Here is a 25,800-nt window from a genome sequence, read left to right as displayed (position 1 = left end):
GCGCTATTCATTGGCGAAACCTTGAGCGAGTGCACGGCATTCAGGCAAGCCCTGCGAGGCGACGCAGGCGGGCTTGGTCATTAGTGTCAGGGATGGGAGCCTGTGCGCTGGCGGCCAGGCGCATGAGCACTAGCTCGCGTTTGACGCTGTTGTTGGGCAGGGCATAGCTGGCGCCGATCAGATCGCGCAGGGCCATGGGTAATTGACAGCGCGCCTTGAGGGCAATGGCGAAGGGTGAGCTGAACTGGCTGATGGCTTGCAGCACCTGTTCCTCGTCGAGGCTGTGGCCACCGTCTTCCCAAGCCTGCGCCAGGTGGAGTACGCAGAGTTCACCCATGCGGTGCAGCAGTGCTGCGCAATGAAAGGGCGCTGGGTCGAGGCTGCACTGGCGGGCCAGGGCCATACTGGCTTCGGCCAGGCGTTCGCTGGCATCCAGATGCTCTTCGGCAAACATGCGCAACAGGGCGCTATCCAGTGCGCTGGACTGGCGCAGGGCCAGGCCCATGGCGAGGTTGAGACTGGTCGCTACACCGAGTTTTTGCAGCGCTTCGATCAGGCTGATGCATGGCCGCCCGATCCCTTTATAGGCGCTGCTGTTAGCCACGCTGATCAGCCGGGCATTCAGCGCCGGGTCGTGACGCCAGCCTTCGGCCAGCTCGCGCAGGCTCAGCTGCTCACCTTTGAAACTTTTCAGGAGGCGATCACGCACGCTCTTTTTCAGGGGGAGATCCAGTTCGCTGGTGGGCAGTTGCTTCAGGTAAGTGCCGAAGTCTTCACTGCTCAGGGTGCGGACTGGGGCGCTCTCTGGCCCGGCCGCCGGCAGCAACTTATCCAGGCTGGCCGCCACGCGCGAGGCCTCGAATGGCTTACTGATGAATGCGCTAATGCCCAGTGCGCGTACTTCAACTACGCTGCGGCGGTCGGTGCGGCCGGTGATCATCACCAAGGGCACTTCGCTATTTTGCCGGCCCACGTGTTTAAGCAGTTGAGTGCCTTCGCCGTCTGGCAGGTTCCAGTCGGTGATCACCATATCGCTGGGGTTTAGCTGCCAGTCGGCCAGGGCTTCGGCAAGGCTACCCAGGCAGACTATTTTTGCATTGGGGCGCAAGCTTAGAACGATCTGCTTGAGCAGGTCGGCGATCCAGTGATCGTCTTCAAGAATCATTACCCGCATAGGTATCAGCTATTCCTTGGTTCTGCTGTCCGTTATGACTGATTAATTGTTGCCGCGCCGGCCGGTGCCGATTCGACCGGTTGTGGCCGACCGAACAAATAGCCTTGGCCGTAGTCGCAGCCGATTTTTCGGAGGAATTCCATCTGTTCCGGTCGTTCAATGCCCTCGGCCAGCACCTTGAGCTCCAGGCTATGGCCCAGCGCTACCACCGCGCGGGTAATGGCGGCATCGTCGCTGTCGTCGGGCAGGCCGCGCACGAAGCTCATGTCGAGCTTGAGTTTGTGCACCGGCAGGCGCTTGAGCCGGGCCAGAGAGCTGTAGCCGGTGCCGAAATCGTCGATGGCCAGGCGCACGCCCAAGGCGCGCAGGCGATCAAGCAGTGCCAGGGCGGCATCCGGGTTGTCCATCACCGCGCTTTCGGTGACTTCCAGTTCCAGGTAGACGGGGTCTAGTCCGGTTTCGGCGAGTACGCCTGCCACCAGCAGATCCAGTCCGCCGCGGCTAAATAGCCGGCTGGAGACGTTCACCGCAACGAATTGCGGTGCCTGCGCCTGGCCTTTCCAGAGCATCATCTGCCTGCATGCCTGCTGCAATACCCAGGCGTCAATGGCGCCGATCAGGCCGCTGTCTTCGGCGATCGGGATGAATTCCCCGGGTGCGATCAGGCCACGTTGCGGGTGCTGCCAGCGGACCAGTGCTTCGGCGCCGATCAGTTCGCCGCTGGCCAGGTCATGCAGCGGTTGGTAGTAAACGCGCAGCTCGTGGTTGTCCAGCGCATGGTGCAGAGCGCTAACCAGCTCGACGCGCCGACGGGCGAACTCGGTCAATTCCTGAGTATAGAAGGCGTAGCCTTCGCGGCCGCTGGTCTTGGCCTTGGACAGCGCCGAGTCGGCATTGCGCAACACCTGCTCGAGGTTTTCCGCATCGCCGGGGAACAGGCTGATGCCGATGCTGGCGCTCATGTAGAACTCATGGCCGTTGAGGCAGAAGGGTGAGCCGAGACTGTTTAGCAGTTGCTGCGCCAGGCTGGCGGCCTGGGGCGCATCCAGGCAGTTCTCGCAGAGCAGGCCGAACTCGTCACCGCCGAGGCGAGCCAGGGTCATGCCGTTGTCGAGTTGGCTGCCCAAGCGTTCACCGACCGCCTTGAGCAGCAGGTCGCCGATGTTGTGGCCGAGGCTTTCGTTGATGTGCTTGAAATGATCGAGGTCGATCAGCAATACCGCACCTTGTTGTTCGGATTTCGCCCGGTTGAGAGCGTTTTCGACCCGCTCGGTGAATAGCAGGCGATTGGGCAGGCCGCTCAGCGGATCATGGTGGGCCAGGTGATCGAGTTCGCTCTGCGAACGCTTCAACGCGCTGATGTCGGAGAACACCGCAACGTAGTGGCTGAGCTCGCCTTGTTCGTCGTGGATGGCGCGAATACGCTGCCACTGCGGATAGATTTCGCCGTTCTTGCGCCGGTTCCAGACTTCTCCGCTCCAGCTGCCCCGGGTTGTCAGTGCGTGCCACAGGCGTTGGTAGAACGCCTGGTCATGCCGGCCCGAACTCAGGAGACTTGGCTGGCGCCCGATGATTTCTTCGGGGGTGTAGCCGGTGATGCGGGTAAACGCCGGATTGACGTGGACGATCAGCTGCTTGCTGTCGGTGACCAGCACCCCATCCTGGGTCGCATCGAACACGGCGGCGGCCTGGCGCAGGCTGTGTTCGTCGGCTCGGCGCTGGCTGATGTCGCTGGCGGTGCCGATAACTCGCTCCGCTCGACCCATGGCGTCGAGTTGCAATTGGCCACGTGACTGGATCCAGCGGTAGTCGCCATCCTGGTGGCGCAGGCGCAAGGTCACCTCGAATGCCTCTTGGCTGCCAGTGTTCAGGATGCTGGCGAGGGTTTGCTCATAATGAGCGAGGTCGTCAGGGTGCAGCAGTTGCAACCAGTGCCCTCGGGTGTTGCCCAGGGCGGCAGGTTGCAGGCCGAGCAGGGCGGCATAACCCGCCGAGAAAAACACCTTGTCGCTGCGCAGGTCCCAGTCCCACAAGCCTTCCTGGGCCGACTCCAGGGCCAGGTTCAGGCGTTCTTCGCTGGCGCGCAAGGTTCTGCGCATGCGGGTCTGCTGGCGCAGGTGAGAGCCTAGGACCAGGTACAACAGGGCGCTGCTGAGCAGGACGAAGCCTAACCCCTTGAGCAGCTGCAGCTTTTCTGCCAGTTCAGTAGGCAGGTGCAAACTGGACAGCAGCGCGTCACTGAAGAATATCCAGAGCCCGGCAGCCAGCAGGTAGATCAGGGTCAGGCGCACCGCTCCTTGGTGTAGGCTCATAAGGTGTTCATCGGCTCGCTAGGTGGGCACTGTGATCGTTGAGTAAGTGACGACCGGGTATTGTGATCTAAAAGGCCAACTGGTTTTTTGATCCATGTCGGTGATAATGCACTGTGGTCTGAGTCTCTCAGGCATGCCATGTTTTTCTTTCAAGGGGCACCCGACTCATGTGGTACAACGGTTTTCTTGACCTGTCGGTCTGGCAGTTGATTGCGGTCACCCTGGCGATGACGCACATCACCATCGTCGGCGTAACGGTGTACCTGCACCGTTACTCTGCCCATCGTTCCCTGGAGCTGCACCCGGCGCTGAAGCACTTCTTTCGTTTCTGGCTGTGGATGACAACGGGGCAAAACACCCGTGAATGGACCGCCATCCACCGCAAGCACCACGCCAAGTGCGAAACCGTAGACGACCCCCATAGCCCGGTGATCAAAGGCCTGAGTACGGTGCTGCGCACCGGTGCCGAGCTGTATCAGCAGGAAGCGAAGAACCCGGATACTCTGCGGATCTATGGCAAGAATTGCCCCGATGACTGGATCGAGCGCAACCTCTATTCGCGCTATACGTTTGGCGGCGTGATCCTGATGGCACTCATCGACCTGGCCTTGTTCGGTGTGATCGGTATCACCATTTGGGCGATTCAGATGATGTGGATCCCGGTCTGGGCTGCCGGTGTCATCAACGGTCTCGGCCATGCCGTTGGCTATCGCAATTTCGAGTGCCGCGATGCCGCGACCAATCTGCTGCCCTGGGGCATCCTGATCGGCGGTGAAGAGCTGCATAACAACCATCACACCTATCCCAACTCGGCCAAGCTGTCGGTGCGCGCATGGGAGTTCGACATGGGCTGGGCCTGGATCCAGTTGTTCAGTCTGTTCGGCCTGGCCAAGGTGCAGCGCGTGGCGCCGATTGCCCATCGCATCGAGGGTAAGCGCCATCTGGATATGGACACCGCCATGGCGATCCTCAACAACCGTTTCCAGATCATGGCGCAGTACCGCAAGTTGGTGATCGGTCCGCTGGTCAAGCAGGAACTGGCCAAGGCTGACGCGTCGGTGCGTCATCAGTTTCATCGTGCCAAACGCCTGCTGGGCCGCGAGCCAAGCCTGTTGCACGACCAGCAGCAGCGGCGCATCGACGCCATGTTGGCGCACAGTCAGGCGCTCAAAGTGATCTACGAGAAGCGCCTGGCGCTGCAGCAGATCTGGCTCAAGACCAGCTCCAATGGCCACGAAATGCTTGAGGCGATCAAGCAGTGGGTCCACGAGGCCGAAGCCAGTGGTATCCACTCGCTGCGCGACTTCGCTGAGCAGTTGAAGACTTACTCACTGCGTCCGGCGGCTGTCGCTTGACGGCTACTGGTCGGTAACCCTTTACCCTGCCCGCCGTTTGGCGGGCTTTTTGTTTCTGTGGCAACAACCTTCTATGCTGGCCTCTGAACCTTGGCCAGGATGGTGTCTGTTATGGATGAGTCCAGTAACTCCCCCACGCAACTGGAAGACTTGACCCTGGCGCTGCTGCACAGTCGTGCTGAAGTTGAGCGCCTGCGTGAGCGCGAGCAACTCTTCAGCACCCTGCTCGGTAGCGTCAATGCGGTGCTCTGGGCGTTCGACTGGCAGGCGGGGCGGGTGATTTACGTCAGCCCGGCCTACGAACGGACGTTCGGCCGATCCGCTGCGTTGCTGTTGGCCGATTACGGCGAGTGGCGCAACAGTATCTACCCGGACGACCTTGACTACGCTGCCGAGAGCCTGGCCAAGGTGCTGGAGACTGGCGCAGTGGAGGCCCGCGAGTACCGCATCATTCGCGCCGACGGGCAGTTGCGTTGGCTCAGCGACAAATGCTTTATCAGTCGCTCGAGTGAGGCCGGACAAGCACAGATCATTGTCGGCATCGCCGAAGACATCACCGACAAGAAGCAGCTGGAAGGCGAGTTGCATCGCCTGGCAACCACCGATGTGCTGACCCAGAGCAGCAATCGCCGGCACTTCTTCGAGTGTGCCCAGCGCGAGTTCGAGCATGCCCGCCAGTTCGGCAGCCCCTTGGCTTTCCTCTTGCTCGATGTCGATAACTTCAAACAGGTCAACGACAGATTCGGCCACCAGATGGGCGACCAGGTGTTGCAGCACCTGGCCAGTTGTGGCGCCTCGGTGTTGCGCCGTGGTGATCTGTTTGGGCGCATCGGCGGTGAAGAGTTCGCTGTGCTGTTGCCGGGCTGCGAGCCGGTCCTGGCCGAGCAGATTGCTGAGCGCCTGCGGCGGGAGGTGCAGCGTTTGCGTTTCAGCCACGCCCTGGCGTCGTTCGGTATCACGGTGAGTCAGGGGCTGGCCTGTCTGCGCGGTGACGACCTTAGTGTGGATGCCCTTTTTGCCCGCGCTGATGCCGCGATGTACCAGGCTAAACGGCAGGGCAAGAACCAAATCGTACTCGGCTGATGCGCAGGGTATGCCTGGCGAAAACCCGCCGTTAGTACCCTGGCTGTCGGCGAAAATCCGCCTGTTCATTCTGTCGGCGACGCCGCAACGGCGTTCATCTGCTCCCGGCAAAGTGCCGGAATAGAGGTGTCGCAGCTCGATGGTGAGCAACTGGCACAGTATCCGCATAGGGCTCTTCGTCACACTGACCTGCCGCCATGGCAGGCACACAATAAAAATGAAGAGACCCACCTATGAAATTCTTCTGCCTGGCCGACGCTACGCCTATCTCTGTTTACCCGACGCTTGCTCTGCGCGGCACTGCGCACCCCTGATTTTTATTCGTCCCTGCGTTGGCCTGTTAGGTCTGGCGCCCGTTCGGCTGTGAGTCTGACGTGGCCCGCTGGGGTGAATTATCAAATTCGGCGTGTGCCTGCCTCTTCGTATTTCGAAGTCTGCGTACATGCCGATGTGCTACCCATAAAAACACTGGAGAAAACCATAATGAGAAAGACTTCCCTGGCGCTGGCCGTAGCCGCCGGCACCCTGGGCTTGACCCTGAGCCACGTCGCCAATGCCGAGTTCATCAAGGACAGCAAGGCCAGCATCGAAGCGCGTAACTTCTATTTCAACAGTGATTTCCGCGAAGGTGCCGGTCAGTCCAAGCAGGAAGAGTGGGCGCAGGGCTTCCTGTTGCGCATGGAATCGGGCTACACCGAAGGCACCGTCGGTTTTGGCGTCGACGCGCTGGCCACCTTCGGTTTCAAGCTGGACTCGGGTGACGGCACCGCGGGCAGCGGGCTGCTGGTGCCGGATGGCTCCGGCGGCTCGCAAGACAACTCCGGTGGTCTCGGGCTGACCGCCAAAGCCAAGGCTGGCGAGAGCGTGCTCAAAGTGGGTTCGCTGCAGTTGAAGAATCAGGCCATCGGCTCCAGTGATAGCCGCCTGCTGCCGCAAGTCTTTCGCGGAGCCAACCTGGTTTCCAAGGATATCGCTGGGCTGACCCTCGACTTGGGCTATCTGGATGAGGTCAATAATCGCAATTCCAGCGACTATCAGGACATGCGCCTGAACACCTTCACCAATAGCGGTATTACCGTGAAGGGCGGCAGCAGCGCCAATCACTCCAACCAGTTCGTGTTTGCCGGTGGTAGCTACAAGCTAACTGACACTCTGACCGGGGGTTACTACTACAGCAACCTGGAAGACATGTACAAACAGCACTCCTTCAACCTGGTGCATGTGCTGCCGATCGCCGACAAGCAATCGCTGAAGAGCGATCTGCGTTACGCCCGCTCCACCGACGACGGCTTGAGCAACGTCGATAACAAAGCCTTTGGGGCCATGTTCACCTATGCCTTGAGCGGCCACAGCTTGGGCCTTGGTTATCAGAAAATGAGCGGCGATACCGGCTTTGCCTATATCGGCGACAGCGTTGACCCCTTCCTGGTCAACTACGTGCAGATCGGCAACTTCGCCGCCAAAGATGAGACCTCCTGGCAGGCGCGTTACGACTTCAACTTTGGCAGCGTAGGCATTCCGGGCCTGACCTTCATGACCCGCTACCTGACCGGTGACAACATCGACCGTCCAAATAACGCCGATGGTAAAGAGTGGGAGCGCAACATGGATATCGCCTACGTGATCCAGGAAGGTTCGCTGAAGAACCTCGGTGTGAGATGGCGTAACGCGACCATGCGCAATAACTTCGGCCGTGATGTCGATCAAAACCGTCTGATCGTCAGCTACACCTTGCCGTTGTTCTGATCGGTGCCCCGTGGTTAGCGGGGCTGTCGAGCCGGGCTGAGCAGTTGCATCCTGTTCAGCCGTGCAACACCCAAAGCCCGGACTCTGTTCCGGGCTTTCTTGTGTTGGCTCATCAGGCAGCGCGACAACCGCTATCGCGCGGTGCCTGCTGACGCCGCCGAATCTGGAACGCCGCAATCCGGATGGGTTAGCCGCCGAGACGATGTCAGGCAGGCTGCATTTAAACGCGGCGTAACCCATCAGCGATAGTGGCCACGGCGCCGAGCACAGGCATAGCGCGGTTGATGGGTATCGCTGTGCTCAACGCCATCCCACGAGGGCTGATGTGCCATCCGGGGTTTCTATTGCGGGTGGCATTGCCAATGCCAGACCTCACTCGGAGATAGCTGTTGCCGATTTCTGTTTGCATTACAATATATAAAATAATATATTGTTTTTAGGTTAATTGAAGGTTGGCTGATGAACGCTTCCGAACAGACACTCGATATCCAGCAGTTGCGCGCCAACGCCGATGCGGCGGGGCAGTTGCTCAAGGCCCTGGCCAACCCCGACCGCCTGTTACTGCTCTGCCAGCTCTCGCAAGGCGAGCGCAACGTCAGCGAACTGGAAAGCCTGCTCGGTATCCAGCAGCCGACGCTGTCGCAGCAGTTGGCGGTATTGCGCCGTGAAGGGCTGGTGGAGACTCGCCGTGAAGGCAAGCTGATCCACTACCGGATCAGCAGCCCGGCCGCCTTGGCGGTGATCAATACGCTGTACCAGTTGTTCTGCGCAGGAGAGGTGTGATGAGTATCGATTGGTTGAATTTCACCCCATGGAGTTCGCTCGCGGGCGGGGCGCTTATCGGTCTGGCGGCCAGTCTTTTCGTGCTGTGCAACGGCCGCATCGCGGGCATCAGCGGTTTACTCGGATCAGTTCTAGAGGGCGGCGAGGGGCGGGCTGAGAAGGGCATGTTCCTCCTCGGTCTGCTGCTGGCGCCGCTGCTCTGGGGGCTGTTCAGCGTGCTCCCGGCAATCGAATTCCAGAGTGGCTGGCTGGGTTTGCTGGTGGCCGGGTTGCTGGTGGGTGTGGGTACCCGCTATGGCTCCGGTTGTACCAGTGGTCATGGCGTGTGTGGTGTTTCCCGGTTATCCCCGCGTTCGCTGGTGGCGACGCTGGCTTTTATGGCGGCCGGTTTCGTCACGGTCTTTGTTCTACGTCATCTGTTGGGAGGGTGAGCATGCGCAAACTGACTGCATTCCTGGCCGGCTTGCTCTTCGGTATCGGTTTGTTGCTGGCGGGTATGGCCAATCCGACCAAGGTATTGGGTTTTCTTGATCTGGCGGGTGCCTGGGATCCGTCGTTGGCCCTGGTGATGGTGGGCGCCATCGCGGTTGCCGCGGGGCCGTTGGCTTGGGCCAAGCGCCGCGGACAATCGTTGCTCGGTGCGCCGATGCAAATACCGGCCAAGCGTGAGCTGGATCGGCGTCTTATCGGTGGCAGCCTGCTGTTCGGTATTGGCTGGGGCGTTGCCGGGATTTGTCCGGGGCCGGCGCTGGCGATGCTGCTTAGCGGCCATTGGCAGGTCATCGTTTTCGTTCTGGCCATGTTGGCCGGGATGCTGTTGTTCACCGCGCTGGAACGCCAGCGCAGTCATTAAATCTGGAGATCACCATGAAAACCAACGTTGGCAGCATCGACCGTAGCCTGCGCATCGCCGCCGGTTTGATTCTGATTGGCTTGACCCTGAGCGGCATGGTCGGCCTGTGGGGCTGGATCGGTGTCGTGCCGCTGGCCACTGGTCTATTCCGTATGTGCCCGGCTTATACGTTGCTGGGCATCAATACCTGCAAGCGCACCTGAGCCTGCTAGCCGGTACGGACATGACGGGCGCCTCTAGGGCGCCCGTTGTCGTTGGTGAGGGACGATCGCGGGCATAGGGTGGGGCGGAAGTAGCCTGCAGTCTTATATGACTAATAGTTCTAAGCATAGAATCAAAAAACAGTTACGATAATCCTTAATTAAGTACCCCTAGGGGTATATCAAAAGAGGACCGTCAGCATGAACGCGCACGTAGAAGCTTTTTTTGATCCGGCCACCTTCACCTACAGCTATGTGGTCAGTGACCCGCTGACCCAGCGCTGCGCCATCGTCGACTCGGTGCTCGACTACGACCCTGCTTCAGGCCGTACCTCGCACAATAACGCCGACCGCCTGATTGCCTATGTGCGCGAGCAGGGCCTGACGGTTGACTGGTTGCTGGAAACCCATGTGCATGCCGACCATCTGTCTGCAGCGCTCTACCTCAAGCGCGAGCTGGGCGGCCAGTTGGCTATTGGCGAGCAGATCACGGTGGTGCAGAACACGTTCGGCACGCTGTTCAATGCCGGACCGGAGTTCGCCACCGATGGCCGCCAGTTCGACCGCCTGTTCACTGACGGCGAACACTTCCAGATTGGCAGCATCGACGCCCGCGCCATGCATACACCCGGGCATACGCCTGCCTGCCTGACCTATGTGATCGGCGACGCTGCCTTTGTCGGCGATACCCTGTTCATGCCCGACTACGGTACTGCCCGTTGCGACTTTCCCGGTGGCGATGCGCGGGTGCTGTTCCGCTCGATTCGCAAACTGTTCGAGTTGCCGGACGCGACCCGGCTGTTCATGTGCCATGACTACAAGGCGCCGGGGCGCGAGGAATTCCTCAACCAAACCACGGTGGCCGAGGAGCGCGCGCACAACGTGCATGTGCACGAGGGGGTCAGCGAGGATGATTTCGTCGCCATGCGTAGTGCCCGTGACGCCACCTTGGGTATGCCGACCCTGATCCTGCCGTCGGTGCAGGTGAACATGCGCGCCGGCCAGCTACCGCCAGCCGAGGACAATGGCATGCGCTACCTGAAAATCCCCCTCGACGTACTTTAAGTGGTTGTGAGTCGTGCCCGTCCGCCGCGAGCGCCTGCAGGTGCCTGTTGCTGGCGTTGTGCTCAATATTTCCCCAGCCTCTGAGGAGACATTCATGGATTCGCTCAAGCGCTTGACGCCGTTCATTGCTGTAGCGGCCCAGTTACAACCCGGCGATATGGGCACCCTGGCAGCAGCAGGGTTTCGCAGTGTGATCAACAACCGTCCAGACGGCGAAGGCGAAGGTCAGCCCAGCTCGGCTGAAATGGAAGCCACGGCCCGCGCCAGCGGCCTGGACTATCACTACCAGCCGGTGATCTCCGGGCAAATCGGCGAGGAGGATGTGGCGGCCTTCGCCGCGTTGCTCGAACAGGTGCGCGGCCCGGTCCTGGCTTTCTGTCGTACCGGTACTCGCTCGAGCAGCCTGTGGGCGCTGAGCGAGGCGCGTCACCTCGACCCTGAGGTCTTGTTGGCCACTGCCAAAGGTGCTGGTTATGATTTGTCCGGTCTGCTGCCGCGCTTGCAGCAGCGTTGGCAGCAGGCGTCGCAGGCCGTCGCCGACACGGCCCCACTGGCGCCCACCCAGCGCTACGACGTGCTGGTGGTGGGCGCTGGCGCGGCAGGCTGTGCGGTGACTGCCAGCTTGCTGCGGCGCAATCCGCAGTTGCGCATCGCGTTGATCGAGCCGCGTGAGCAGCACTATTACCAGCCGGGCTGGACGCTGGTTGGTGCCGGGGTGTTCGACCGCGCGCAGACCGAACGGCCGATGGCCCGCTGCATTCCCCATGGTGCACAGTGGCTACACGCCGCGGTGGCCGCCTTTGAACCCGAGCAGCAGCGCGTGGTGCTGGAAGACGGCAACCGGGTCGGTTATCGCGCGTTGATTGTCTGTCCGGGTCTTAGTCTTGACTGGGATGGGATTGAAGGGCTGAAGGACACCCTGGGCAAGCATGGCGTGACCTCCAATTACCAGTTCGAGTTGGCCCCCTACACCTGGCAACTGGTGCAGAGCTTGCGCCGCGGCCGTGCGCTGTTCACCCAGCCACCGATGCCGATCAAGTGTGCCGGCGCACCGCAGAAGGCCATGTACCTGTCCTGCGACTGGTGGCAGAAGCAAGGTGTGCTGCAGGATATCGAGGTGGAGTTTTGCACGGCCGGAGCCGTGTTGTTCGGCGTCGCCGACTTCGTGCCGCCGCTGATGCAGTATGTCGAGCGCTATGGCGCGCAGCTCAACTTCAGCAGCACCCTGACGGCGGTCGATGGGCCGGCGCACAAGGCCTGGTTCAAGCAGGTGGATGCTGAAGGGAACGTCAGCGTGGTGGAAAAAAATTTCGATTTCCTCCACGTAGTACCTCCGCAGCGGGCGCCCGAATTCATCCGCCAGAGCCCGCTGGCGAATGCCGACGGCTGGCTCGAGGCCGACCATGAAACCCTGCGTCACCCGCGCTTCGGCAATATCTTCAGTCTCGGCGATGTGTGCGCTGCGCCCAATGCCAAGACCGCCGCGGCGGTGCGCAAGCAGGCGCCGGTGGTGGCCGAGAACGTCCTCGCTGTGCTTGCCGGGCGTGGTCCGCGTGCGCTCTACGATGGCTATGGTTCCTGCCCGCTGACGGTGGAGCGGGGCAAGGTGGTGCTGGCCGAGTTCGGTTATGGTGGCAAGTTGCTGCCGACCTTCCCCCTCGACCCGACGGTGCCGCGCTGGCTAGCCTGGGAGTTGAAGGTCAAGCTGATGCCGAAGATCTATTTCGACTTGATGCTGCGTGGCCACGAATGGCTGGCCGCGCCCAAGCGCCTGCCGCACGATCCCTTGCCGGTGGACGCGCCGGCCGCCTGCAACTTCGAACAGGAGAAGAAATAAATGAACCTGCGCCGCTGGCTGCCTTGCCTCGACTGGGGGCGGCGTTACAACCGCGCCACCGCCGCGCAGGATGGCCTGGCGGCGCTGATCGTCACCCTGATGCTGATTCCGCAGAGCCTGGCCTACGCCATGCTCGCCGGCCTGCCGCCGGTAACTGGATTGTATGCCAGCATCTTGCCGCTGCTGGCTTACGCCCTGTTTGGTTCCAGTCGCACCCTGGCGGTCGGCCCGGTGGCGGTGGTGTCGCTGATGACCGCTGCCGCCCTGGGGCCATTATTCCCAGCAGGCAGTGCCGAGTATGTTGGCGCGGCCATGCTGCTGGCGCTGCTGTCCGGGGTGATGCTGGCTGGCATGGCCCTGTTGCGCCTGGGCTTTGTTGCCAATTTTCTCAGCCATCCGGTGATTTCCGGTTTTATCAGCGCTTCCGGGATTCTGATCGCGGTCGGCCAGCTCAAGCATATCTTCGGTATTTCCGCCTCTGGCGAGAACCTGCAGCAACTGTTGCCGGCATTGCTGCACAACCTGCCGGCGGTACACGGCCCGACCCTGTTGATCGGCGCCTGCAGCTTGTTGTTTCTCTGGTGGGTGCGTGGCCAGCTCAAGCCCTTGTTGATGCGTCTGGGCCTGGGCGCCGGCATGGCTGGCAACCTGGCCAAGGCCGGGCCGGTGCTGGCAATCATCGTTGCCATTCTGGCGGTCAGTCTGCTGCAACTGGAGCAGGCTGGGGTCAAGGTCGTCGGCATGGTGCCCCAGGGGTTGCCGGGGCTGAGCCTGCCAACCATGGACTACAGTCTGGCCCTGCAGCTATTGCCGGCGGCGCTGTTGATCAGCCTGGTTGGCTTCGTCGAGTCGGTGTCGGTGGCGCAGACCCTGGCGGCCAAGCGCCGTCAGCGCATCGAGCCGGACAACGAACTGTTAGGGCTGGGCGGCGCCAACCTGGCGGCGGCCTTTAGCGGTGGTTTTCCGGTTACCGGCGGCTTTGCCCGCTCGGTGGTCAACTTCGATGCCGGGGCGCAGACGCCCATGGCCGGGGTGCTGACTGCCGCCGGTATTGCCCTCAGCGTGCTGCTATTGACCCCGCTGCTGCACAATTTGCCGCAGGCGGTGCTGGCCGCGACCATTATCATCGCGGTGCTCAGCCTGGTCGATCTCAAGGCCCTGGGCCGCACCTGGCGCTATTCTCGCCAGGACGGTGCGGCCCAGGCGGCAACCCTTGGCGGGGTGCTGCTGCTCGGTGTCGAGGTGGGCATCCTGATGGGGGTCGGTCTGTCGCTGTTGCTGTTTCTCTGGCGCACCAGCCGCCCACATGTGGCGGTGGTAGGGCAGGTGCCGGGCAGCGAGCACTTTCGCAACATCGAACGTTTTGCCGTGGTGGAAAGCCCCAGCGTGCTGTCGCTGCGGGTCGACGAAAGTTTGTATTTTCCCAATGCGCGCTTTCTCGAAGAGCGTATTGGCGAGCTGATCGCCGCACGACCGCAGGTCCGCCATCTGGTGCTGATGTGTCCGGGGGTCAACCTGATCGATGCCAGCGCCTTGGAAAGCCTGGAAGCCATCGTCGAGCGCCTGCATGCGGCCGGGGTGCAGTTGCACCTGTCGGAAGTGAAGGGGCCGGTGATGGATCAGCTGCGCCGTTCGGACTTTCTCGAACACTTTGGTGGGCAGGTATTCGTCAGCCAGTACCAGGCACTGCGCATGCTCGACCCGCTGAGCACGCGGCGCGCCCTGGCGCAGGGGTAGTGCGGAGAGCTTGTGAAAAAGCTCCCGCCTACTGCGACGCTACGAAGGTAAGGAAAGTGAGCCGAATTCTTTTGTAGCCCGGATGCAATCCGGGAGCGGTCATTCAGGCGCCAGACTTTCCCGGATTGCATCCGGGCTACGCGTTGGGCGCCTGGAGGCGGTCTCGCTGTTCACAGCCTCTGCGTCAGCTACAGCAACAACAGCGTGGCCAGGCCGAGGAAGGCGAAAAAGCCGACGACATCGGTCACGGTAGTCAGGATCACGCTGCCGGCCAGCGCTGGGTCGATGCCCATGCGCTCGAGGATCAGCGGGATGCCCCAACCGGCCAGCGCTGCGCACAGCAGGTTGACTAGGATGGCGGCGCCGAGTACTGCACCTATGCCCCAGTCGCCGAACCAGAGCACGGCGAGCAAGGCGATCACCACCGACCACAGCAGGCCGTTGAGGATGGAGATGCCCAGCTCGCGGTTGAGCAGGATGCGGATGTTGCCTTTCTGCACCTGGCCCAAGGCCAGGCCGCGAATCATCAAGGTCAGGGTCTGGCTGCCGGCGATGCCGCCCATGCTCGCCACGATGGGCATCAGCACGGCGAGAGCCACCAGTTGCTCCAGAGTGGCCTGAAACAGACCGATCACCCAGGCGGCACTGAAGGCGGTGATCAGGTTGATGCCTAGCCATACCGCGCGGCGGCGCGAACTGACCAGCACCGGAGCGAACATGTCGGCTTCGTCATCGAGACCGGCCATCTGCATCAGGGCGCGATCCGAATCTTCACGAATCAGGTCGACCACGTCATCGATGGTGATGCGGCCGATCACCCGGTTGTGCTCATCCACTACCGGGGCGGAGAGCAGGTCGAGGTCCTGGAACAGCCGGGCGACGTCGCTGGCTTTACGGGTCACTGCGATGCCCGCGATGTCGCGGTCGATCAGTTCGGCCACCGGGCGGCCCAAGTCTGCAGTGACCAGGTTACTCAGGCGTAGGCCGCCCTGGTAATGGCCTTTGCGGTCGACCACCATCAGCATGTCGGTTTGCGGCGGCAGTTTTTCCAGCAGGCGCAGATAGCGCAGCACCGTGCTGACTTTGACATCGGCACGGATCTGGATGGCGTCGGCGTTCATCAAGCCGCCGGCCGAGTCCTCGGGATAGGAGAGCATCGACTCGAGCTGTTTGCGCTGGCTGGCGCTGCTGGCGAACAACAGCCTGTTGCCCAACTCGCTAGGCAGGGTCTGGATCAGGTCGACCCGGTCATCGAGTTCGAGATGTTCGGCCGAGGCGATCAGGTCCTCGATATCCAGGTCCAGGGCCAGTGCGACGCGTATTTCATCGTGCAGGTAGGTCAGGACTTTGCCGGCTCGCTCGGTGTCGACCATGCTCCATACGCTGCGCCGTTCCTGTGGCGGCAGCGCTTCGAGCAGCCCGGCGATCTTGGCCGGGTGCATGCGGTGCAAAATCCTGCCGACACGCTTGAGCTTCTTCAGGTTCAGGGCATCGCGCACCGCTTCCAGGTGGTTGGCCGTGCTTGACGCGGACTCCTGTTCAGGCCTGGCATAGGTCGTGTCCGCGGAGTCACCAGCCAGCTGGCCGATCAGTTCGAGGCTGAGGTGGGGCAGGATACGGCCTTCGAGTGCAGGGTCGATCTGCTGCCACAGCGCCATGCGCTGCTCGGTGTCGAGCATCTCGAACATGGCCGCAATCTTGGCTGGGTGCATGCGGCCCAGTAGCTTGCGCGCACGCTTGTTCTTCCCGGCGTTGAGGGCCTGGATAATGTATTCGCTTTCAGTTCGAGTGTGCTGCTCGTCACTGAACTCAGGGTTGGGTTTGCTCGGATTCATGGCCGTCAGAATAACACCAGCAGGGCTGTCGCCGGGTGACTAACCCGCGCTGCCCCTCACCTGCGCACAGCTAGATGGAGGCCGGCGAGGGTCCGGCGCTCGCGGATCAGGTACGTTGCGGCGCGGGTTGCTGCTGGGTGATGCAGTGGATGTTGCCGCCGCCGAGCAGGATCTCGCGGCCGGGCACCAATACGATGCGGTGCTCGGGAAACACGCGCGTAAGGATGCTGCGGGCTTCCTCGTCCAAGGGGTCGTCGAAGCTCGGTGCAATGATGCCGCCGTTAACGATCAGGAAGTTGACGTAGGAGCCGGCCAGGCGCACGTCCGGGCTGCGTTGCTGGCTGCCTGCGACCAGATCGACCCCCGCGCACTCCTCTGCAGTGGCATGCAGCGGGCCGGGAATTGGCATCTTGTGCACGATCAACTGACGGCCTTTGGCATCGCGCGCGTGCTCGAGTACCTGCATGGCCGCCTGGCAGCGTGGGTAGTTGGGGTTTTGCGGGTCGTCGGTCCAGGCCAGCAGTACTTCTCCGGGGCGCACATAGCAGCAGAAGTTGTCGACGTGGCCGTCGGTTTCGTCATTGAACAGGCCGTCCGGCAGCCAGATCACCGTGTCGACCGCAAGGTGTGTACGCAGGACGTCTTCGATCGCCTCGCGGCTTAGGTGCGGGTTGCGATTGCGATTGAGCAGGCATTCCTCGGTGGTGATCAGGGTGCCTTCGCCGTCGACGTGGATCGAGCCGCCTTCGAGGATGAAACCTTCAGTGCGATAGCGCGCGCAACCTTCGACCTCGAGGAGCTTGCGCGCCACCTGGTCGTCGCGGCTCCACGGGAAGTACAAGCCGCCGTCGAGGCCGCCCCAGGCATTGAAGGCCCAGTCGACGCCGCGCACTTCACCATGCGAGTTAGTGACGAAGGTCGGCCCTGTATCGCGTACCCAGGCATCGTCGCTGCTCATTTCGAGCACGCGGATATTGTTGTGGTCGAGACGGGCGTGGGCGTTTTCGTACTGACCGGCGCTGACGCAAACGGTTACCGGCTCGAATTCGGCGATGGCCTTGGCCACGGCAGTGAAAGCGATCTGCGCCGGTTTGCCGCCGAGGCGCCAGTTGTCTGGGCGCTCGGGCCAGACCATCCAGGTCTGGCTATGGGGTTCCCACTCGGCCGGCATGCGGAAGCCGTCAGTGCGAGGTGTGCTGGTGAGAGTGGTCATGTCTCGGTTCCGTAGGGTGCGCCATGCGCACCAGCGAAGGGGCTAGGTGGCAAGGTGCGCGCGGCGCACCCTACCCGTTACGCGCAGTTATTCCGACGGTGTTTCGCCGTCCAGGGTCTTGATCGGCCCGTAGAGGTTAGGCCGGCGGTCGCGGAAGCTGCCCCAGGCGCTGCGGATATGCTCCAGTTGGTCGAGGTCGAAGCTGTGCACCAGCACACCTTCCTCGGTCTCGCCCAGCTCTTCGACCTTGGCGCCGAACTGGTCGGCGATAAACGAGGAGCCATAGAAGTTGATGTGGTAATCGTCCTGGTCTTCGCGACCGATGCGGTTGCTCGCCACCAGCGGCATCAGGTTGGCGCCGGCGTGGCCCTGTTGCACGCGCTGCCAATGGTCGCGCGAGCTGATGGTCGGGTCATGCGGCTCGGTACCGATGGCGGTCGGGTAGAACAGAATCTCGGCGCCGAGCAGGGCCATGCTGCGCGCGCACTCGGGAAACCACTGGTCCCAGCAGATGCCTACGCCGATCTTGGCGTAGCGGGTGTTCCACACCTTGAAGCCGGTATCGCCCGGGTTGAAGTAATACTTCTCGTGGTAGCCGGGGCCGTCCGGGATATGGCTTTTCCGATAAATCCCCAGGTTAGTGCCGTCGGCATCGATGATCGCGATGCTGTTGAAGCGTGCCCGGCCGGCCAGTTCGAAGAAGCTGATCGGCAGCACCACCTGCAGCTCCTTGGCGACCTTCTGGAAGTGGGCGATGGCCTCGTTGGCTTCCAGTGTCGTGGCCAGTTGCAGGTAGTCCGGGTTGGGCTTTTGACAGAAGTACGGGGTCTCGAACAATTCCTGGATCAGGATGATCTGCGCGCCCTTGGCCGCAGCCTGGCGCACCAGTTTCTCGGCATTGGCGATGTTGGCGGCGCGATCCCAGGAACAAGCCATCTGGGTGGCGGCGACGGTAACGGTGCGGGACATGGAACACCTCGTAGGAGCAATGGACGGCGGTCGTTACACGCTAGCAGACGACCGATGACGACGCCGTGTCAGTGGGCGATTATTTGACTTTATAGTCGATAAAAATCCGTTTTTAAAGCTTTAATTTTCTCCGATTAGGTTTTTATTGATTAGATTGCAGATAAATATCTGCAATGATGGGTGTGGCTCTCGGAGGGCCCTGGTAGTCGCGGGGACACATGACGCATGGTAGGCCTGCTTCGTAGCCCGGATGCAATCCGGGAGCTGTCGTCTGCCTGGCGAATTCCCCGGATTGCATCCGGGCTACGAGTGGGTGCCGCTGGCTACAACGCGGTACCGCGTTTCGGCAGGTAAGGCGGCAGGTACAGGCCCAGGTAGGCGTCGAATACGCGCATGCCTTCTTCGGCCAGGCGCGGGGTGATGCTGCCGTGCAGTTGCACCGAGCGGGCGTAGACGCGGTCGCCCAGTTCCATGGCCAGGGCGAACACATCGACATCCTCCGGCAGGGTGGGCAGGTCGAAATGCCGCTCGAAAAGGGCTTGCATCAGTCGCCCCAGTTCGAGGTCGTGCTGGCGGTCGGCTTGGGTTACCTCGCTCAGGCCATGCTGGGTGAGGATCAACTGGCGTGCGGCAGCGTCACTGGCGTAGATCGCCAGCATGCGCTGCTCGACAATGCACGACAGGTCGCGCCAGCTGCGCAGTTCTGCATGGCTGATGGGGGCCTGCAGGCTGGCGCGAAAGGCGGCGTGGATATCGGCAGTCAAGCCTTCGAGCAGCGCCGGTACGCTGGCGAAGAAGTGGTAAACCGATGACGCCGGAATGGCCGCGCGCTCGGCCACACTATAGATCGACAGGCTGGCCACGCCTTGTTCTGCGAGCAGCGTGCGGGCGGCGCTGAGGATCACGGCAATCCGTGCCTGGCTGCTGGCGCGGGGTTTGCGGGCGGTGGCGGTTCGCTGCATGGCGCTGATCTCGGCAAGGGACGCGCTATTGGACGCTAGCCGGAGGTGTGCAGGCAAGTCGGCTGGGTGGGTTGTGGTGGTCGCCATCGCGGAAGGCTTTACCGGCTGGCTGAGTTCTGCGCAGTACTGACCCGGCGCAGGCTTGCGTTAGGGAGGGGGCTATTCTGAATACAACGACGCCGGCATGGCCGGCGTCGGGGAGTGCTTACACAGTGTGCAGGTACCAGTTGTATTCGAGATCGGAGATCGAGTTCTCGAACTCGGCCAGCTCGCTTTCCTTACAGGCGACGAAAATATCGATGTATTTCGGGTCGATATAGCGCGCCAGGATCTCGCTGTCGTCCAACTCGCGCAGGGCGTCGCGCAGGTTGTTTGGCAGGCTCTGCTCGTTCTGCTCGTAGGAGTTGCCTTCTACCGGTGCGCTGGGCTCAATCTTGTTGGTCAGGCCGTGGTGCACGCCTGCCAGCACTGCCGAAAGCAGCAAGTAGGGGTTGGCATCCGCCCCCGCGACCCGGTGTTCGATGCGTACGGCATCGGCCGTGTCGTTGGGTACGCGCAGGGCTACGGTACGGTTGTCGATACCCCAGCACGGCGAGTTCGGCACGTAGTATTGCGCGCCAAAGCGGCGGTACGAATTGACGTTCGGGCAGAGGAAGGCCATCGATGCCGGCATGGTTTCCAGCACGCCACCAATGGCATGGCGCAGGGCATCGTTCTGCTCTGGATCTTCGCAGGCAAAAATATTCTTGCCGTCCTTGTCGAGGATCGAGATGTGCACGTGCAGCCCGTTGCCCGCCTGATTGGGGTAAGGCTTGGCCATGAAGGTGGTGTCCATCTCATGGTCGTAGGCGATGTTTTTCACCAGGCGCTTGAGCAGCAGCGCGTAGTCGCAGGCCTTGATCGGGTCGGCGACGTGGTGCAGGTTGACCTCGAACTGCGCCGGGGCACTTTCCTTGACGATGGCATCGGCCGGGATGCCTTGCTCCTTGGCACCTTCGAGGATGTCCTGCAGGCATTCGGCGTATTCGTCGAGGTCGTCGATCAGGTAAACCTGAGTCGAATGCGGACGCTTGCCCGACAGCGGCGACAGTGGCGGCTGTGGGCGGCCGTTCACATTGGCCTGATCGATCAGGTAGAACTCAAGTTCGAAAGCGGCACAAATGGTAAGGCCCAGTTCGTCGAACTTCGCAACCACCTGGCGCAACACTTCCCGTGGGTCGGCAAAGAACGGCTCGCCTTCCATTTCGTGCATGGTCATCAACAGTTGCGCGGTAGGGCGCTTCTGCCAAGGTTCATTGCACAGGGTGTTGGGGATGGGGTAGCAGATACGATCGGCATCGCCGATATCCAGGCCCAAGCCAGTGCTTTCGACTGTCGAACCGTTGATATCCAGAGCGAATAAGGACGCCGGGAGGTTGATGCCGCGCTCGTAAACCTTGTGCAAGCTGGCACGCTCGATGCGCTTGCCGCGCACCACGCCATTCATATCGGCAATAAGAAGGTCGACGAACAGGACCTCAGGATGTTTCTTAAGGAACGCGTTCGCTTCGTTAAGCTGAACGGCACGCGGGGGTACCGACATGATGCAACACCTTTATTGTTAAAAATATCAATCATTAAACAGCGATGAGTTGAGTCAATCTTAAACCTTGGCGCCTGTCAAGGGTGGTTTATTTTGCCCTAAAAAAGCGCGTCGTGGCCACTATTAGGGCGTTACAGGGCAGTCCAACCCCGCTCGGGGCCTTGCCTGGCGCGGTGCTCATTGGGGTGTGTTCAATTTTTTACATGGCTATTGTGTAAAAAAATGAACAAGGCTAAGCTCGGTTTGAACCCCACTAACAGCAATAAAATGGGTGCCTCATGTCACGCCTGCCGTTGATCGGCGTCACCGCCTGCTCTAAACAGGTCGGTCTACATCTTCACCATATAACAGGTGACAAATACGTTCGTGCAGTTGCGATTGGTGCGGGCGGTTTGCCGCTGATCATTCCGGCGCTGGGCGAATTGATCGATCAGGCGACCCTGCTCGATAATCTGCACGGTTTGCTGTTCACCGGCTCGCCGACAAATATCGAACCTCATCAGTATAGCGGCTCGGCCAGCGCGGCCGGAACACCGCATGATCCCGAGCGTGACCGCACCACGTTGCCGCTGATCCGCCGGGCAATCGAGGCCGGCGTCCCCGTGCTCGGCATCTGTCGCGGTTTTCAGGAGATGAATGTGGCCTTCGGTGGCACCCTGCACCAGAAAGTGCATGAGGTTCCTGGCATGCTCGACCACCGCGAGCAGGCGGCTGAATCCCTCGATGTGCAATATGCGCCCCGCCATCCTCTGCGGGTGCAGCCAGGAGGCATTCTCGCCGGCCTTGGCTTGCCGAGCGAAATTGCCGTCAACTCTATTCATGGTCAGGGCGTTGAGCGCCTGGCGCCGGGCCTTCGCGTCGAAGCGCTGGCGCCTGACGGGTTGATCGAAGCCTTCTCCGTCATCGAAGCCAAAAGCTTCGCATTGGGGGTGCAATGGCACCCCGAATGGCAGGTACGCTCCAACCCGAATTATCTCGCCATCTTCCAGGCCTTTGGTGAGGCTTGCAGGAAGAGGGCGGGGCAACGTTGAACCGACTATATATAAGTCGGCTCTCATCAATCCTGAGGTCTCTATGAGCACCAAACTAGACCAGCTTTCGAGCTGGCTGAAAGAACGCAAAATCACCGAAGTTGAATGCATGATCAGCGATCTCACCGGCATTGCCCGGGGCAAGATTTCGCCGACCAATAAGTTCCTCGACGAGAAGGGCATGCGCCTCCCCGAGAGTGTGCTGTTGCAGACCGTTACCGGCGACTACGTCGAGGACGACATCTACTACGCCCTGCTGGATGAAGCAGACATCGACATGTTCTGTCGTCCGGATGAAAACGCAGTGTTCCTGGTGCCGTGGGCCATCGAGCCGACCGCCATGGTCATCCACGACACGTTCGACAAGCAGGGCAACCCGATCGAACTGTCGCCGCGCAACATCCTCAAGAATGTACTCAAGCTGTATGCCGACAAGGGCTGGAAGCCAATCGTCGCACCGGAAATGGAGTTCTACCTGACCAAGCGTTGTAGCGACCCGGACTTCCCGCTGGAAGCACCCATGGGTCGCTCTGGCCGTCCCGAGGTCGGGCGTCAGTCGTTCTCCATTGATGCCGCCAACGAATTCGACCCGCTGTTCGAAGATGTCTACGACTGGTGCGAAATCCAGGGCCTGGACCTCGACACGCTGATCCACGAAGACGGCCCGGCGCAGATGGAAATCAACTTCCGGCATGGCGAAGCCTTGCACCTGGCTGACCAGATCACCGTGTTCAAGCGCACCATGCGCGAAGCGGCGCTCAAGCATGATGTGGCGGCGACCTTCATGGCCAAGCCGATCACCGACCAGCCGGGCAGCGCCATGCACATTCACCAGAGTGTGGTGGATATCAAAACCGGGGAGAACCTGTTCTCCAATGCCGATGGCAGCATGAGCGAACTGTTTATGCAGCACATTGGCGGCTTGCAGAAATACATTCCCGAGTTGTTGCCGCTGTTTGCGCCCAACGTCAACTCGTTCCGCCGCTTCCTGCCGGATACCTCGGCGCCGGTGAACGTCGAGTGGGGCGAAGAGAACCGCACCGTGGGCCTGCGCGTACCGGAAGCTACGCCGCAGAATCGCCGTGTGGAAAACCGTCTGGCCGGTGCCGATGCCAACCCCTACCTGGTGCTGGCCGCCTCGCTGCTGTGTGGCTACATGGGCATGGTGGAGCAGCTTGAGCCTGGCGCGCCGGTCAAAGGGCGTGGTTACGAGCGGCGTAACCTGCGTCTGCCGATCACCATCGAGCACGCGCTGGAGCGGATGGAGGCCTGCAAGGCGGCGGAAGAATACCTGGGTGAAAAATTCATGCGTGGTTACGTGGCGGTCAAGCGTGCCGAGCACGAAAACTTCAAGCGCGTGATCAGCTCCTGGGAACGCGAGTTCCTGTTGCTCTCAGTCTGATCGAACAGGTGTCGGATCAGCCTGCGGCACCCGCGGATGGCGTACATTTTTGAGGTGGATATGACTAAGCAAGCAAGCAACCCGCAAACTCTTGAGTGGCAGGCAATGAGCCGTGACCATCATCTGGCACCGTTCAGCGACTTCAAAGAGTTGGCGCTGAGCGGCCCGCGCATCATCACCAAGGCTGATGGCGTCTATTTATGGGACAGCGAAGGCAACAAGATCCTCGACGGCATGGCGGGTCTCTGGTGTGTGGCCATCGGTTATGGTCGTGACGAGTTAGCCGATGCAGCCAGCAAGCAGATGAAACAGCTGCCTTTCTACAACCTGTTCTTCCAGACCGCTCACCCGCCGGTGCTGGAACTGGCCAAGACCCTCGCCGAGATCGCCCCCGCGGGCATGAATCATGTGTTCTTCACCGGTTCGGGTTCCGAAGGCAATGACACCATGCTGCGCATGGTGCGCCATTATTGGGCGATCAAGGGCCAGCCAAGCAAGAAAGTCATCATTAGCCGCATCAACGGTTACCACGGTTCCACCGTGGCCGGCGCGAGCCTGGGCGGCATGAAGTTCATGCATGAGCAAGGCGACTTGCCGATTCCGGGTATCGAGCACATTCCCCAGCCTTACTGGTTTGGCGAAGGCGGCGATATGAGCCCTGAGGCGTTTGGCATCTGGGCTGCTGACCAGTTGGAGAAGAAGATTCTCGAGGTCGGCGAGGACAACGTCGCCGCCTTTATCGCCGAGCCGATTCAGGGCGCGGGTGGCGTGATCATCCCGCCAGACAGCTACTGGCCGCGGATTCGCGAGATTCTCGCCAAGTACGACATTCTGTTCGTTGCCGACGAAGTGATCTGTGGTTTCGGCCGTACCGGCGAATGGTTCGGCAGCGACTTCTACGGCAATACGCCGGACATGATGACCATCGCCAAGGGCCTGACCAGCGGCTACATTCCCATGGGCGGCCTGATAGTGCGCGACGAAATCGTTGAAGTGCTCAACCAGGGCGGTGACTTCAACCACGGCTTCACCTATTCCGGGCACCCGGTGGCGGCGGCAGTGGCGCTGGAAAACATCCGTATTCTGCGCGACGAAAAAATCATCGAGCGGGTCAAGGCAGAAACGGCACCTTATTTGCAAAAGCGTTTACGTGAGCTGGCTGACCACCCCTTGGTGGGTGAGGTGCGTGGCGTCGGTATGCTCGGTGCGATCGAACTGGTGAAGAACAAGGCCACGCGTGAGCGCTACCCGAGTGAGTCCGGGGTAGGCATGATTTGCCGCGGTCATTGCTTTGCCAATGGTTTGATCATGCGTGCAGTGGGCGACACCATGATCATTTCGCCACCGCTGGTGATCAGCAAGGCCGAAATCGACGAACTGCTGGACAAGGCCCGTAAATGCCTTGACCTGACCGCTGCAGAGGTTCTGGTTTAAGGATTAATACTCTTTGGTTTCAGATGCTTACGTCTGAATGTTGTCAACCGGGGTGTGACCTTGCCAGACTGCGCCACTGCGTAGGTCAGGCTCACCGGAAGGTGTTGCAGATGGCTGCGTATCTTCCGGAAACGACTACAACAACAGGAGCTGTACGCATGAAAACATTCGGCAAAACCCTTCTCGCGTTGTCCCTTGCTGGGGCTGTGACGAGTGCCGCACACGCGGATAATAAGGTCCTGTACGTTTACAATTGGTCCGACTACATCGCAGAAGACACCATCGACAACTTCCAGAAGGAAACCGGCATCAAGGTCGTCTACGACGTCTTTGACAGCAACGAAACCCTGGAAGCCAAATTGCTGGCCGGTAGCTCCGGTTACGACATCGTGGTGCCGTCCAACCCATTCCTGGCCAAGCAGATTAAGGCCGGCGTTTACCAGAAGCTGGATAAAACCAAGCTGCCAAACTGGGGAAACCTCGACAAGAACCTGCTCAAGGCCCTCGACCCGAGCGACCCAGGTAACCTGTATTCGATTCCTTACATGTGGGGGACTATCGGTATTGGTTACAACGTCGACAAGGTTAAGGCCGCTCTGGGCGACGACGCCCCGGTAGACTCTTGGGACTTGGTGTTTAAGCCGGAAAACGTTGCCAAGCTGAAAGATTGCGGCGTGTCCTTCCTTGATTCACCGACCGAAATTCTCCCTGCTGCCCTCAACTACCTGGGGTTCAAGCCGGACAGCACCGATGCCGGCGAGCTGAAGAAAGCCGAAGAGTTGTTCCTGTCTATTCGCTCCTCAACCGCCTACTTCCATAGCTCCAAGTACATCGGCGACTTGGCCAACGGCAACATCTGTGTGGCCATCGGCTACTCGGGTGACTTGTACCAGTCCAAGTCCCGTGCTGAAGAAGCAAAGAATGGCGTGAACATCTCCTACAGCATCCCGAAAGAAGGCGCTGGCAGCTTCTTCGATATGTTGGCCATTCCGGCTGATGCGAAAAACGTCGAAGCCGCCCACGTGTTCCTCAACTACCTGATGAAGCCAGAAGTTATGGCTAACATCACCAACGTTGTGCAGTTCCCTAAGGAAGGTCTGAAGTAGTGCCATTTCCCGGACTGATTTCCTCAATAACTCGAAAAAACAGCGTCTCAATCGAAAACTAAGCCATTTGCCACCTTCAAATGCATGGTTTTGCCCTTGTGGCGCGTTTCGCAGGGTTCAT

20 protein-coding genes and 1 pseudogene are annotated in these 25,800 nt (G+C 60.8%); 14 read left to right on the top strand and 7 right to left on the bottom strand.

Going from position 1 to position 25,800, the window contains the following annotated elements; translation table 11 throughout:
* Nucleotides 1-40: 40 nt before the first annotated feature.
* Together Q8K09_RS12835 and Q8K09_RS12830 are read right to left on the bottom strand one after the other, a co-directional pair.
* Entirely contained in the window at nt 41-1,174 is a 1,134-nt protein-coding gene (locus Q8K09_RS12835) for an HDOD domain-containing protein (RefSeq protein WP_305255360.1), read from the bottom strand.
* Nucleotides 1,175-1,206: 32 nt separating this feature from the next.
* Nucleotides 1,207-3,486, bottom strand: coding sequence for a bifunctional diguanylate cyclase/phosphodiesterase (locus Q8K09_RS12830; protein WP_305255359.1), 2,280 nt, complete (start codon nt 3,484-3,486; stop codon nt 1,207-1,209).
* A gap of 167 nt (nt 3,487-3,653) precedes the next feature.
* On the opposite strand from Q8K09_RS12830, the gene desA reads away from it, so the two are divergent.
* The 10 genes from desA to Q8K09_RS12780 all read left to right on the top strand — a co-directional run bounded on the left by desA (nt 3,654) and on the right by Q8K09_RS12780 (nt 14,145).
* A complete protein-coding gene (gene desA, locus Q8K09_RS12825) occupies nt 3,654-4,841 on the top strand; it encodes a delta-9 fatty acid desaturase DesA (RefSeq protein WP_305255358.1) in 1,188 nt (395 codons plus the stop codon).
* A gap of 111 nt (nt 4,842-4,952) precedes the next feature.
* Nucleotides 4,953-5,924, top strand: coding sequence for a sensor domain-containing diguanylate cyclase (locus tag Q8K09_RS12820; RefSeq protein WP_305255357.1), 972 nt, complete (start codon nt 4,953-4,955; stop codon nt 5,922-5,924).
* A 483-nt stretch (nt 5,925-6,407) separates the two neighbouring features.
* Nucleotides 6,408-7,670, top strand: coding sequence for an OprD family porin (locus Q8K09_RS12815; RefSeq protein ID WP_305255356.1), 1,263 nt, complete (start codon nt 6,408-6,410; stop codon nt 7,668-7,670).
* Between the two features lie 459 nt (nt 7,671-8,129).
* A complete protein-coding gene (locus tag Q8K09_RS12810; RefSeq protein WP_305255355.1) occupies nt 8,130-8,453 on the top strand; it encodes a helix-turn-helix transcriptional regulator in 324 nt (107 codons plus the stop codon).
* Nucleotides 8,453-8,884, top strand: a complete 432-nt coding sequence (locus tag Q8K09_RS12805; RefSeq protein ID WP_305255354.1) for a YeeE/YedE family protein — start codon at nt 8,453-8,455, stop codon at nt 8,882-8,884. Before Q8K09_RS12810 ends, Q8K09_RS12805 begins: the two co-directional genes overlap by 1 nt.
* Before the next feature lie 2 nt (nt 8,885-8,886).
* Nucleotides 8,887-9,306, top strand: coding sequence for a YeeE/YedE family protein (locus tag Q8K09_RS12800; protein WP_305255353.1), 420 nt, complete (start codon nt 8,887-8,889; stop codon nt 9,304-9,306).
* 14 nt (nt 9,307-9,320) lie between these two features.
* On the top strand, nt 9,321-9,509 hold the full coding sequence (locus Q8K09_RS12795; protein WP_305255352.1) for a DUF2892 domain-containing protein: 189 nt from the start codon (nt 9,321-9,323) through the stop codon (nt 9,507-9,509).
* Between the two features lie 198 nt (nt 9,510-9,707).
* Nucleotides 9,708-10,571, top strand: a complete 864-nt coding sequence (locus Q8K09_RS12790) for an MBL fold metallo-hydrolase (protein ID WP_305255351.1) — start codon at nt 9,708-9,710, stop codon at nt 10,569-10,571.
* A 94-nt stretch (nt 10,572-10,665) separates the two neighbouring features.
* Nucleotides 10,666-12,408 carry a bifunctional protein tyrosine phosphatase family protein/NAD(P)/FAD-dependent oxidoreductase gene (locus Q8K09_RS12785; protein ID WP_305255350.1) on the top strand — a complete coding sequence of 581 codons (1,743 nt, stop codon included), beginning with the start codon at nt 10,666-10,668 and terminating at the stop codon, nt 12,406-12,408.
* Complete coding sequence (locus tag Q8K09_RS12780) at nt 12,409-14,145, top strand: SulP family inorganic anion transporter (RefSeq protein ID WP_305255349.1); 1,737 nt, start codon at nt 12,409-12,411, stop codon at nt 14,143-14,145.
* 188 nt (nt 14,146-14,333) lie between these two features.
* Here Q8K09_RS12780 and mgtE read toward each other — a convergent pair whose 3' ends face one another.
* The 5 genes from mgtE to Q8K09_RS12755 all read right to left on the bottom strand — a co-directional run bounded on the left by mgtE (nt 14,334) and on the right by Q8K09_RS12755 (nt 20,706).
* On the bottom strand, nt 14,334-15,980 hold the full coding sequence (mgtE, locus tag Q8K09_RS12775) for a magnesium transporter (protein ID WP_305255348.1): 1,647 nt from the start codon (nt 15,978-15,980) through the stop codon (nt 14,334-14,336).
* A gap of 106 nt (nt 15,981-16,086) precedes the next feature.
* The gene (aguA, locus tag Q8K09_RS12770) at nt 16,087-17,193 is read right to left on the bottom strand and encodes an agmatine deiminase (RefSeq protein WP_305255347.1); all 1,107 of its coding nucleotides are present in this window, start codon (nt 17,191-17,193) and stop codon (nt 16,087-16,089) included.
* An 87-nt stretch (nt 17,194-17,280) separates the two neighbouring features.
* Nucleotides 17,281-18,162 (bottom strand): N-carbamoylputrescine amidase, encoded by an 882-nt coding sequence (aguB, locus tag Q8K09_RS12765; protein WP_305255346.1) that lies wholly within the window; start codon nt 18,160-18,162, stop codon nt 17,281-17,283.
* Between the two features lie 323 nt (nt 18,163-18,485).
* Nucleotides 18,486-19,124, bottom strand: a complete 639-nt coding sequence (locus Q8K09_RS12760; RefSeq protein ID WP_305255345.1) for a TetR/AcrR family transcriptional regulator — start codon at nt 19,122-19,124, stop codon at nt 18,486-18,488.
* Nucleotides 19,125-19,329: 205 nt separating this feature from the next.
* Nucleotides 19,330-20,706: a glutamine synthetase family protein gene (locus Q8K09_RS12755; RefSeq protein WP_305255344.1), complete on the bottom strand. Its 1,377-nt coding sequence runs from the start codon at nt 20,704-20,706 to the stop codon at nt 19,330-19,332.
* Nucleotides 20,707-20,984: 278 nt separating this feature from the next.
* Between Q8K09_RS12755 and Q8K09_RS12750 the strand changes: the two genes are divergently transcribed.
* The 4 genes and pseudogenes from Q8K09_RS12750 to Q8K09_RS12735 form a co-directional block, all read left to right on the top strand.
* A complete protein-coding gene (locus tag Q8K09_RS12750) occupies nt 20,985-21,737 on the top strand; it encodes a gamma-glutamyl-gamma-aminobutyrate hydrolase family protein (RefSeq protein WP_305255343.1) in 753 nt (250 codons plus the stop codon).
* Between the two features lie 43 nt (nt 21,738-21,780).
* Nucleotides 21,781-23,139 carry a glutamine synthetase family protein gene (locus tag Q8K09_RS12745; protein WP_305255342.1) on the top strand — a complete coding sequence of 453 codons (1,359 nt, stop codon included), beginning with the start codon at nt 21,781-21,783 and terminating at the stop codon, nt 23,137-23,139.
* Between the two features lie 60 nt (nt 23,140-23,199).
* Nucleotides 23,200-24,573 carry an aspartate aminotransferase family protein gene (locus Q8K09_RS12740; protein WP_305255341.1) on the top strand — a complete coding sequence of 458 codons (1,374 nt, stop codon included), beginning with the start codon at nt 23,200-23,202 and terminating at the stop codon, nt 24,571-24,573.
* 158 nt (nt 24,574-24,731) lie between these two features.
* Nucleotides 24,732-25,661, top strand: a pseudogene (locus Q8K09_RS12735) (polyamine ABC transporter substrate-binding protein); the annotation flags it as partial.
* Nucleotides 25,662-25,800 lie beyond the last annotated feature (139 nt).

The sequence above is a fragment of the Pseudomonas sp. genome (assembly GCF_030683065.1).
Taxonomy (GTDB): Bacteria; Pseudomonadota; Gammaproteobacteria; order Pseudomonadales; family Pseudomonadaceae; genus Aquipseudomonas.
Note: the sequence above shows the minus strand (reverse complement) of the source record. Positions and strands in the feature narration are given on the sequence as shown.